This is a genomic window from Gordonia sp. NPDC062954 (assembly GCF_044543825.1).
Lineage (GTDB): Bacteria > Actinomycetota > Actinomycetes > Mycobacteriales > Mycobacteriaceae > Gordonia > Gordonia tangerina.
Window position 1 is genome coordinate 131,655 of record NZ_JBITWL010000012.1, and the last position, 9,263, is coordinate 140,917.

The following is a 9,263-nucleotide window of genomic DNA, read 5'->3' on the forward strand; positions in this document are numbered from 1 at the left end:
CATGAGTACCACAGCAGTCATCACCGGAGCCGGTCGCGGCATCGGCCGTGCCCTCGCCCGACATCTTGCCGACGTGGGACATCAGGTCGTCGTGACCGATATCGACGGCGACGCTGCCGAACGTGTCGCCGCGGAGATCGGGTGCGGAGCGGTCGGATTCGCCCAGGATGTGCGCGACATCGCGTCGCACCGCATGATCGCCGAGGAAGCCGCAACGCGCGGCACGCTGAAGGTGTGGGTCAACAATGCCGGAGTTCTCTTCGCCGGAGACGCCTGGAAGCAGTCGGACGAGGAGATCGCGACCATCCTCGAGGTCAACGTGCGTGGCGTCATGGCGGGTTCCGCAGCAGCGGTCGCGCAGATGGGCGCCGGTGGAGGGGCGATCCTCAATGTGGCTTCGATCTCGGCGCTCACACCCGTACCGGGCCTGGCCCTCTATGCCGCAACCAAAGCGGCGGTGCTGTCTTACACCACGTCGCTGCAGGGGGACCTGGCCCATGCCGGGATGCCCATCCGGGCCCGGGCACTGTGTCCGGACGTCGTCGGCACCCAGATGGTGACCTCGCATGCCACTGACCCGGGCGCGGCGATGCTGTTCTCCGGCCCGAAGCCCCTCGACGAAGATGCCGTTGCGCGTGCAGGGATGGCCCTGATCGACAGTCGCCAGCTCTTCCGGGTACTGCCGCGTTGGCGCGGCGTTCTGGTGCGTGGCGTCGATGTCGCACCGAGCATCGGACTGCCGATGCTGAGGGTGATGCGGAAGCTCGGCGATCGTCGTCAGGCACGCGCCTGACGACGATCCCGGGGGAGCACCGCTGAGCCCAGCCATTGGCAGGCGGTGAGGGCGATCTCCAGGTTGAGACGATCGTCGTCGAGGGGACGACCACGTGCGTCGATCGCCTTGTCCACGCGGTACTTCACCGTGTTCTTGTGTAAGTGGATCACCTCGGCCGCGGCGACGTAGCTACTGCCGGCCTTCAGGAACGCCAACAGCGTTGCCCGCATCAGGGCCGTGTTCTCATCGTCGGCGGCCAGGCCACCGAGTGTCGATGCGACGAGGTCTCTGGTGGCTTCGAGGTCGCGGGCCAGGAGCGAACACAGCTGAACCCCGGCGTCATCGAAGTCGGTGACCAGGAGGTCACCGGCAATCGATGCGACGACGTGCGCGCGCTGTGCTTCCTGGTGAGTCCTACGGAAACCGACCGTCGCCGAGTGCGGCCGACCGAAGGCCACACCAACGCCAGGGCCGGCATCGGTGATCAGGCGAGTGACGGCGTCACGGTCGATTCGATGACAGTCACGGCTGCGGCCCAGCGGAATCCAGCCCCACGCCAGGCTGCGATCCTGAGGCAGGAACAGCGCGGGACCGTCGGCGTCGACGGCTTCGCCGATGGCCGCAACCAACGACTCCATCCGACGCAGTTCGCTCGGCACGCCGTGCTCGTCGGAGGTCCAGATGACGACGCCTAGGTGGTGCTGCCGAAGGCGGTAGCCGATGGCCGATTCCGCAGTTCCGAGGTCGTGATCGCGGCCGGTGAGAATCGTGGTGAGCATTGCGGTCCGGACGGTGTTGCGATTGGCGAGCCAGCGTTCGCGTTCGGCCTCGTACTCCGCGACGACTTGTTCGGCGATCCGGTCGACGTAGGCGAACGTGGTGGTGCGGAAGGCCTGCGACGCCGCGAAGGCGACGTCCCGATCGCGTTCGGTGGCCGCGACCTCGGCGACCGCCCAATCGAGCACCCGGTTCTGCCCGATGCGATATGCCCGCAGCAGTGCGTTCGCCGAGATCGCACGCTGCGCCAAGCGATGGGCATACTCGATCGCAGCCGGTGGTGGGCGCACATCGTCGACGTGGATGTCGTGCTGGGCGACGTGGAGGAATGTCTCCACATTGCTCTCCGTGCTCGCGCGTAACAGTTCCAGGATGACGTCGTCGCCGCGCAACTCCGGGATCGAGTCGGCGATCTCGGCGTGCAGCGCCCGACCGAGACTCGGCAGTTCGGCTCCCACGGTCTTGGCCACCTCGGCGACCCGTAACGCCGCCAGACGTCGCTGCTCCGGGCTCAGTTCGCCACCCATCGGGTCGTCCTCTCTCCGCATTCTGGTTTGTTCGCAGAACCCAAGACCGTTGCGTCACTCCTGGCTGCCGCCACCTGATGCCTGGTCTCGATGTGAACCCTGCCACAACGATCCGCGGAAAGTTCGTGTCGTGAGCACAATCTTTCGCCTTGCGCTGCTCCATACGCTCGTCGCATCCAACACCCCCGAACGAAGGAATCCAATGGCACCCGATCTCACCGGGCAGACCGCGATCGTCACCGGCGCAGCGCACGGAATCGGACTGGAGATCGCCCGTCAGCTGTCGTCGGCCGGCGCGAGCGTCGTCGTCGCCGACATCGATGAAGCCGCTGCGAAGGAGGCCGCCGGACAACTGACGAACGCGACCGCCATCGCCTGCGATGTCCGCGACGAGGAGCAGGTCAAGAGCCTGGTCGAGTCGACCGTCGCGACCTACGGTGGCCTGCAGGTGATGATCCCGAACGCCGGCATCGCGTCGGTGGCGCCCATCGTGGAGATGGATCTGGCGGCGTGGCGCAAGGTCACCTCGATCAACTTCGACGGGGTCTTCCTTGCCATCCGCTATGCGGCGCCGGCCATCATCGCCAGTGGGGGCGGCAGCATCGTCACCATCGGCTCGGTGACCGCATTGGCCGGCACCCCGCTGGTGTCCTCGTATGCGGCTGCGAAAGCGGGCGTCGTCAATTTGACCAAGACTGCGGCGACCGAGCTCCGCGCATTCGGGGTACGCGTGAACGCTGTTCTGCCCGGGTTCGTGGCCACGCACCTCGTCACCGATCAGGTGCAGGGCTTCGAGACTGCGCTGGGACTGCCGGCGCACGGCTTCGACGCACTGATCGAACAAAAGCAGGGTAGGTACGGCACGGTCGAGGAGATCGCCAAGGCTGTGCTGTTCCTGGCCGGTGACGAGTCGTCGTTCTGCTCCGGATCGGGCCTTGTGCTCGACGGCGGCCTCGACGCCGGATTGTTCTGAGGTGACGACGATGGAACTGCACTATCTGCCCTGGCACCGTCCCGCCGAGCAGTCCGACCGACCGTGCGTTCGCGACGGCCACACCGAATTGACCTATGCGCAGTTCGCCGAGCGGGTCGACGGTGCCGCCGAACAGTTCGCGGATCATGGTGTCGGTCCAGGCTCGGTGGTGGCAGTGATGTTGCCGAACCGCGTCGAATTGCTCGTGTGCCTCGCCGCCGCATGGCGTCTCGGTGCTGCTGCGACGCCGGTCAATCCGGTGTTCACCGCATCGGAGGCGACCTATCAGATCGCCGATGCGGATGCGGCACTCGTGGTACGCGCCAGCGCGGGTGCGCCCGATGGTGGTCGATGGAGCGTGCTCGTCGACGATCTGCGGACAGCCCCGACGAGGTCCGTGCCGGCCCCGGTCACCGCTGTCGGCGACCTGGCGTTGCTGGTCTACACAAGCGGATCGACGGGCCGTCCCAAAGGTGTCGAACTCACCCACCGCAACATCGCCGCGATGGCCGGCTCGATGGTGGAGGCTCTGCGGCTCACCGAGGACGACCATTGCCTGCTGGTGCTGCCGCTGTTTCACGTCAACGCGATCTGCGTCAGCTACCTGGCCACTATGATCGCCGGTGCGCAGCTGTCGGTTCTCGCCAGATTCCATCCGGTGGAGTTTCTCGGTGCGATCGAACGCCTCCGGCCGACCTTCTTCTCCGCGGTACCGACGATTTACGCACACCTCGTCGCACTGCCGTCTGACGTCGCCGCCGACACTTCCTCGGTACGGTTCGCGATCTGCGGGGCGGCACCGGCGTCCGAAGAACTGCTCCGCGCAACCGAACAGCGGTTCGGCTTCCCGCTGATCGAAGGCTATGGCCTCACCGAGGGCACCTGCGCGTCGACGGCGAACCCCGTCGACGGACCACGTAAAGCCGGCACCGTCGGTACGGCCTTGCCCGGCCAGGTGGTGGCCATCATGGACAACGACGGCTCTCTACTGCCCTCCGGGCGGCGTGGTGAGGTTGTGATCAAGGGGCCCAACGTGATGCAGGGGTACCGCAATAGGCCCGATGCCACCGTGGACGCACTCGGTGACGGATGGCTGCACACCGGCGACGTCGGGATCCTGGACGACGATGGCTACCTCCGGTTGGTCGACCGGATCAAGGACATGATCATCCGAGGCGGGGAAAACGTGTACCCCAAAGAGATCGAATCCGTTCTGTACGGCCATCCAGCTGTGCTGGAGGCGGCCGTTGTGGGTGCGCCGCACCCGATCTATGGCGAGGTCCCCGTCGCCTACGTCGCGCTCCACCCGGAGCGATCGGTCACCGAGACCGAACTTCGCGACATGTGCACACAGCATCTGACCAAGATCAAGGTGCCGGTCTCGATAACCATCACGGGCGCCTTACCCAAGAACCCGGTCGGCAAGATCGACAAGCCCGGGCTGCGGGCCGGCCTTGCCCAAAAGCCCGCACAGCAAGGAGTTTGACATGGGGTTCATCAAACCTTCTCCACAGCCGATGGAACCCTCGGATTTCGTGCGACTTCCGCTGCGCGACCGCATGAGGATTCTGAGTACCCACTGGGTCGACGACGGGTTCGGTACGCCACGCGTCCTGCACGTCGTGTACATCGCGAAGATGCTGGGACTGTACTTCGCTGTCGGGCTGGCGATCACCGCGTGGACCACGCAGTACGTGCACTTCACCGACCCGGCGAGCTGGTTCGACAACATCGTCGTCTACCAGAAGCTCGCCGTCTGGTTGATGCTCCTGGAGGTGCTAGGGCTCGCAGGTGCTTTCGGCCCGCTGTGCGGCCACTTCACCCCCATGCTGGGAAATGTCCGGTACTGGATTCGGCCCGGCACCGTTCGGATGGCGCCGTGGGGACGGCACGTGCCCGGCACCGGCGGCGACACCCGCACCGTCATCGATGTCGTCCTGTTCCTCGCAGTCGTGGCGAGCCTGGTCTATCCGTTGGTGGTCACCGCGCAGCCGGTGCAGTTCCTACCGGCCGGCACGGGTCCGCAGGAGCTGGTGCCGCCGGTGGCGTTCATCCCGATCCTGGTCACCATGACGTTGATGGGATTGCGCGACAAGGTCGTCTTCCTGGCGGCTCGCTCTGAGCAGTATCTGCCGATAATGTTGTTCTCCGCCATCTTCGGGGCGATGGTCCTCGGAGATGGGGCGGACGCGGCCAACTTCGTGGATCTGGTCGTGGTCTTCAAGATCATCATCTGTGTCGTCTGGATCGGAGCAGGGGTCTCCAAGCTCGGCGAGCACTTCATCAACGTCGTGCCACCGATGGTCTCAAACAGTCCGGGACAGTTCCGCTTCGTCAAGCGGCTCTTCTACCGCGACAGCCCCGACGACATCCGGCCCAGCAAGGTTGCCTGGTTCATGGCCCACATCGCCGGTACCACCGTCGAGATCGCGATTCCGCTGGTCCTGCTGCTTACCACCAACACCACGATCGCGGTCATCGGCGCGGTGATCATCGTGGCATTCCACATCTACATCACCTCGACCTTCCCGCTAGCGGTGCCGCTGGAATGGAATGTGTACTTCGGCTATATCGCCCTGGTGCTGTGGGTCGGGTTCGACGCCTCGGTCTACAACATCTGGAACTTCTCGCAGCCCTGGCTGCTGATACCGGTCTTCGCGATCCTCTGCTTCGGTCCGGTGCTCGGCAACCTGCGGCCCGACCTCGTCTCGTTCCTTCCGTCGATGCGGCAGTACGCGGGCAACTGGGCGTCGGCGATCTGGTCGATGAAGCCGGGTGTGGAAGAGCGGCTCAACGAACTCCCCCTGGTAGAGAACCAGATCGACCAGCTGCAGCGGATGCTTCCCACACCGTATGAGCGGCACGACGCGGAAATGACTCTGCAGAAGGCCGTCGCCTGGCGCTCGATGCACAGCCAGGGACGCGGCTTGTTGTCGGTCCTCTACGAGCACCTCGAGGACATCGACACGCGGACGACCCGGGAAGGCGAGTTCATGTGCAACACCATCCTGGGCTGGAACTTCGGCGACGGACACCTGCACGACGAACGGCTCATCGCGGCGATCCAGCGGCGTCTGAACCTCGCGCCCGGCGACCTTGTGGTCGCCTACTGCGAGTCGCAGGCCACACCGTGGAGCAATCCGGCGCAGGAGTATCGCGTCATAGACGCCGCACTCGGCGTCGTGGAACGCGGTACCTGGAATGTGAGCGATTGCGTGAAGGAACAGCCGTGGCTGCCGAACGGTCCGGTGCGGCTTCAGGTTACGTGGACGGCAGACGGCTTCTGCCGACAGGAAACCCTGACCCACGGCAAGGGTGCGGTGGCATGACGAACGCAGTCGTCGTCGGCAGCGGACCCAATGGGCTCGCTGCCGGCATCCGGCTGGCTCAGGCCGGCGTCGACGTCACGGTGTTCGAGGCGCATGACCGTCCCGGCGGTGGTACGCGGACCAGCGAACCGACCGTCCCCGGAGTACTGCACGACGACTGTGCCGCCTTCCACCCGACCGGCGTCGCGTCACCGTTCTTCAGGTCGTTGAATCTGGAGCGGCACGGATTGCGTTGGCGTTGGCCGGAGTTCGATCTGGCCCATCCGCTCGACAACGGACACGCAGGCCTCGCCACGCGGGATCGCGCGGAGACCGCACGTTCACTCGGGGTAGATGCCCGCTCCTGGGACCGGCTCTTCTCGGGCGCGACGACACACTTCGACGAGCTGATCGGGGAGGTGTTCCGGCCTCTGGCGCACCTTCCGCGACATCCGGTCACGCTCGGGCGGTTCGGATTACATGCGGTGCAACCCGCGACGTGGACAGCCTGCCGGTTCACCGACGATCCGGCGCGGGCACTGTTCACCGGTGTCGCCGCGCATGCGTTCGGCCGGCTCGACACCCCGCTCAGCAGTTCGGTGGGCCTGATGCTGACCGCCGCCGCGCACGCCGTCGGCTGGCCCGTCGCCGAGGGTGGGAGCGAACGCATCACCGATGCACTGCTCGCGGAGCTGGCGGCGCTGGGCGGCAAGGTGATCACCGGCATCCGGGTCACCTCGCTGGACCAGTTGCGTGACCTGACCGGCCGGCGACCCGATGCGGTCGTGCTCGACACGTCCCCGCACGCCGCGGCGCGGATCGTCGGTGATGAGATGCCCGATCGGGTTCGGCGGGCAGTGGGCCGTTACCGATACGGCCCGGCCGCGTTCAAGGTCGACATCGCGATCGACGGTCACATCCCGTGGACCAACGGTGACTGCGCCCGGGCGGGCACGCTCCATCTCGGTGGGACCGCTCGCGAGATCGTGGCGGCAGAACGCGACACGGTCCGCGGCCGAATGTCGAAGCGCCCCTTCGTGCTGGTGGGTCAGCAGTACATCGCTGACAGCAGCCGATCCAACGGCTCGATCAATCCTATCTATGCGTATGCGCACGTTCCGCATGGCTATGCCGGCGATGCGACGGAGGCCATCATCGGCCAGATCGAGCGCTTCGCGCCGGGGTTCCGGGAGCGGATCATCGCGACGTCGACTCGTGGTCCGGCAGCGCTGGAGAAGTACAACGCCAACTACGTCGGCGGCGACATCAGCGCCGGTGCGAACACCGCCCGGCAGATCGCCTTTCGGCCGCGGATGACGACGAACCCGTACGCTCTAGGCGTTCGCGGAGTCGTCCTGTGCTCGTCGGCGACACCACCGGGGGCGGGCGTGCACGGAATGGGTGGCTTCCACGCTGCACAGGCGGTGCTGGCCCGGATGTGACTGCCGTGTTCGGCCGTCATCCGGCCAAGCCTTCCTCGCAGTCCTTTCCGGTGTCTGACCTGCGTCGACGAATGTTGTCGGTGGGTGCGGTTAGTTTGGTGTCATGACTTCGAGCGCGCCGGCGTTGGCCCAGATGGCCGATGATGAGCGGCATTGCGCTACCGAGTTGGTCGAGGTGCTTCATCATTGCAACGCGGTGCGCGCGGCCGCCGATTATCGGATGTTGCAGGCGGTCAGCCTGATTCATGATGAACGTGAACAGGACCATCTGGTGCGGTTGGCGGCGGCGTTGGGTGAGCAGTCGACGTCGCTGGCCACTTTGGAACGTTTGGCCAAGCGTGCGGCGGCCGGGGAGGATCCCCGCGCCCAGTACGGGCCGACCGGGTTGGAGATGGCGATCGCCGAGGTCGGTGCGGCGTTGACGGTGCCCCCGGCCCGGGCGCGGGAGTTGATCGAGGCCGGCAGCGTGTTACGGCATCAGTTGCCGTTCACCGGCGCCACCCTCGTCGCCGGACGGATCGACCTACCGCGGTTTCTGGTGGTGGTACGGCGCACCGTGTTGGCCGATCCCGCGAAGTTCGCCGTGTTGGATACCGAGATCGCTGCGGCCATCGAGTCACGCGAACCGATGTCGATGACCCGGTTCACCACGATGATCGACAAGATCATCGCGAAGATCGATCCGGCCGCGGTGCGGCGTCGCCGTGAGCAGGTCGACACCGACCGCAACATCAGTGTGCGCCCCGACCGCCACACCCCGGGCCAATCGCGTATCGGGGGTGTGTTGCCCGCCGAGCAGGCCGCGGCCATCGATGCCCGACTCCAAGCGATGGCCGCCTCGGTGCATCCCGACGATCCACGCACCGCCGCTCAACGCCGCGCCGACGCGTTGGTCGCTTTGGCCGATGGTGCCGCCCGTCTGGACTGCCGGTGCGAAGTCTGCACCACCACCGCCGGCGCCGACGATGACAGCGCCGCCGGCGAGGAACGCGACGGACCCGACGCATCACCCGACACCGGCAGCGACGCCACCGGCACCGACGCCTCCGACGTGACCGCGTCTGACACCAACGTGAATGGTGCGGCCGAGGTCCGCGACAAGCAGGGCGAGGCTGTTACCGATGCCGAGAACGGTGCCGGCGCCGAGACCGTCACGTCGGACTGTGCGCCGCGTCCAACGTTTCACATCGTGGTCAACCTGAGCACCCTGCTCGGTCACGATGATGATCCGGCCTTCCTCGACGGGCACGGTGTCATCGATGCCGACACCGCCCGCGCATTGTTGGCCGAGGCCAAACGCTGCTACGTCACACCCGACACCACCAACCTCGCACAAACCGACCGCTACGCGCCGTCGAAAAAACTCGCCGACCTCATCCGGGCCGGCGAGCTGTGTTGCAGCTTTCCCGGCTGCAACAACCGCGCCTATCACGCCGATGTCGACCATTCGGTCCCACACGC

General features: G+C 66.1%; 7 protein-coding genes. 6 read left to right on the forward strand and 1 reads right to left on the reverse strand.

Features of this window, described 5'->3' with window-relative positions; genetic code table 11:
• Position 1 precedes the first annotated feature (1 nt).
• Positions 2-793, forward strand: a complete 792-nt coding sequence (locus ACIGKQ_RS13725) for an SDR family oxidoreductase (RefSeq protein WP_266062970.1) — start codon at positions 2-4, stop codon at positions 791-793.
• Here the strand turns inward: ACIGKQ_RS13725 and ACIGKQ_RS13730 are convergent.
• Complete coding sequence (locus ACIGKQ_RS13730; RefSeq protein ID WP_396574048.1) at positions 778-2,079, reverse strand: PucR family transcriptional regulator; 1,302 nt, start codon at positions 2,077-2,079, stop codon at positions 778-780. The two genes, ACIGKQ_RS13725 and ACIGKQ_RS13730, sit on opposite strands and share 16 nt — an antisense overlap.
• Positions 2,080-2,209: 130 nt before the next feature.
• On the opposite strand from ACIGKQ_RS13730, the gene ACIGKQ_RS13735 reads away from it, so the two are divergent.
• The 5 genes from ACIGKQ_RS13735 to ACIGKQ_RS13755 form a co-directional block, all read left to right on the forward strand.
• The gene (locus tag ACIGKQ_RS13735; protein WP_396574049.1) at positions 2,210-3,052 is read left to right on the forward strand and encodes an SDR family NAD(P)-dependent oxidoreductase; all 843 of its coding nucleotides are present in this window, start codon (positions 2,210-2,212) and stop codon (positions 3,050-3,052) included.
• A 10-nt stretch (positions 3,053-3,062) separates the two neighbouring features.
• A complete protein-coding gene (locus ACIGKQ_RS13740; protein WP_235721406.1) occupies positions 3,063-4,538 on the forward strand; it encodes a class I adenylate-forming enzyme family protein in 1,476 nt (491 codons plus the stop codon).
• 1 nt (position 4,539) lies between these two features.
• Positions 4,540-6,381 (forward strand): DUF3556 domain-containing protein, encoded by a 1,842-nt coding sequence (locus ACIGKQ_RS13745; RefSeq protein WP_235721405.1) that lies wholly within the window; start codon positions 4,540-4,542, stop codon positions 6,379-6,381.
• A complete protein-coding gene (locus ACIGKQ_RS13750) occupies positions 6,378-7,802 on the forward strand; it encodes an NAD(P)/FAD-dependent oxidoreductase (protein WP_235721404.1) in 1,425 nt (474 codons plus the stop codon). Before ACIGKQ_RS13745 ends, ACIGKQ_RS13750 begins: the two co-directional genes overlap by 4 nt.
• 103 nt (positions 7,803-7,905) lie before the next feature.
• Positions 7,906-9,263: DUF222 domain-containing protein (locus tag ACIGKQ_RS13755; RefSeq protein WP_396574052.1), on the forward strand; the 1,358-nt coding region annotated here is incomplete at its 3' end.

Excerpts from the sequence above, each read along its gene's own strand:
- ACIGKQ_RS13725 (WP_266062970.1), top strand. The coding sequence starts at position 2 with ATGAGTACCACAGCAGTCATCACCGGAGCCGGTCGCGGCATCGGCCGT.
- ACIGKQ_RS13730 (WP_396574048.1), bottom strand. The coding sequence starts at position 2,079 with ATGGGTGGCGAACTGAGCCCGGAGCAGCGACGTCTGGCGGCGTTACGG.
- ACIGKQ_RS13740 (WP_235721406.1), top strand. The coding sequence starts at position 3,063 with ATGGAACTGCACTATCTGCCCTGGCACCGTCCCGCCGAGCAGTCCGAC.
- ACIGKQ_RS13745 (WP_235721405.1), top strand. The coding sequence starts at position 4,540 with ATGGGGTTCATCAAACCTTCTCCACAGCCGATGGAACCCTCGGATTTC.
- ACIGKQ_RS13750 (WP_235721404.1), top strand. The coding sequence starts at position 6,378 with ATGACGAACGCAGTCGTCGTCGGCAGCGGACCCAATGGGCTCGCTGCC.